This is a genomic window from Oleiphilus sp. HI0066, assembly GCF_001635725.1.
Map to the genome: position 1 here is coordinate 1 of NZ_LWFH01001525.1, position 1,188 is coordinate 1,188.

At 45.3% G+C, this 1,188-nt stretch carries 2 protein-coding genes; both read left to right on the plus strand.

The window, feature by feature from the left end:
• A partial coding sequence (locus tag A3738_RS23760) for a low molecular weight protein-tyrosine-phosphatase (RefSeq protein WP_068763903.1) occupies positions 1 to 406 on the plus strand: 406 nt, incomplete at its 5' end.
• Between the two features lie 17 nt (positions 407 to 423).
• Positions 424 to 1,188: UDP-N-acetylmuramate dehydrogenase (gene murB / locus A3738_RS23765; protein WP_156504458.1), on the plus strand; the 765-nt coding region annotated here is incomplete at its 3' end.

Sequence of the window (1,188 nt, forward strand, 5' to 3'; positions counted from 1 at the left end):
GTTTGAAGAAAAGGTTCGCGAAAGAGGTTTGGCTTCTCAGGTGTATACCGATTCATGTGGCACTGGAGCGTGGCATGTTGGAGAAAGCCCCGATCCTCGTGCTTCGCAACATGCTGCAAAGCGCGGTTATGACTTGTCGCATCTAAGAGCACGGCAGGTTAGTCCTGATGATTTTGATACCTTTGACTATGTTCTTGCGATGGATAACGCAAATCTGAAAGACCTTCAAAGTATCATACCTGCTGGAGCACGAACGCAGCCGGTTTTGTTTTTGAGTTATGGGGCTTTCTCCGAACAAGAAGTGCCCGATCCATACTACGGCGGCGAACAAGGTTTCGAGCATGTATTGGATCTTGTTGAATCTGCCTGCGATGGATTGCTCGATGAAATACAAAGTCGCCTATAGCTAGTCTGTTATTTCTTATGTCTCTTGAGCCACTTAGAAAAGATCTGTCCTCCTCGAATACGATGGCGTTGCCTTGTGTCGCGGAGCAATTTTTTGAGTTAAGTTCAGAACAAGCGATCAGTGACTTTTTTTACGCGCATCCAGAGGATGTATTGATTCTCGGTGGTGGAAGTAATGTGGTGCTTCCTCCTGTTATTCAACGTCCTGTCGTTCAAGTTGTTAATCACACTCTAGAATGTATCGCACGAGACCTTGATCATGTAGTGGTAAAAGTTGGCGCATCGGTTGTTTGGGATGAGCTTGTCGCATGGGCTGTTGAAAACAGTTACTACGGTTTAGAAAACCTTTCTTTGATTCCTGGTAGTGTTGGTGCTGCNCCCGTGCAAAACATTGGGGCATATGGCGTAGAGCTTAAAGATGTTCTAAAGAGTGTACGAGCCTTTGATCGAGTGCAAAGAGTATTCGTTGATCTATCTAATGAACGTTGTTGCTTCGGCTATCGCGATAGCATTTTCAAACGTGAGTGCGGACGTTATGTGATTAGCGAAGTAGTTTTAAGATTGGCGCGCAAAGCGCAGTTTGTACTGGAGTATGGTGAGCTTAAAACTCTCTCGCATGAGGCAAACCTGAGTTTATCCAAAGTGCGAGACACCGTTATTGGGGTCAGATCTGCGAAACTTCCGGATCCTAAAGTTATTCCGAATACCGGTAGTTTTTTCAAGAATCCAGTGATTTCGAGATCTACGTGTGAGGTGCTAAAGCAACGCTTTCCAAGCTTAGTT